We start from the raw sequence: 278 nt of genomic DNA, 5'->3' as shown, positions 1-278 counted from the left end.
GAAAATCCTTTCTCTTCGGCTACCTGCTGCGCTTTTAAGCTTGAAGCATAGTTTCCTGCGGTTTTGGCATTTCCTGTTCCGCCTTTTACCGCACGGACAAATTCACTTTCAACAGCGATTTTGACCGGCTTAATGCCTTCTTTGTAATAAGAGCCGACCGGAGAAAGAATGATCAAGAGCTTATACGTATGAGATGCCGCAACACCAAGGAAAGGCTCGGTTGCGATGATGAACGGACGGATGTAAAGGGACGTGCCCTCCGCATTTGGAATCCAGTC

Annotated in this window: 1 pseudogene; it reads right to left on the bottom strand. The window is 47.8% G+C overall.

What is annotated here, in order from left to right:
• A pseudogene (locus tag SB660_RS20155) lies at positions 1–278 on the bottom strand (branched-chain amino acid aminotransferase); the annotation flags it as partial.

Origin of the sequence: Bacillus sp. SIMBA_005, from assembly GCF_046535585.1 — a bacterium.
GTDB classification, from domain to species: Bacteria; Bacillota; Bacilli; order Bacillales; family Bacillaceae; genus Bacillus; species Bacillus pumilus.
This window is presented reverse-complemented; position numbering and strand designations above follow the sequence as displayed.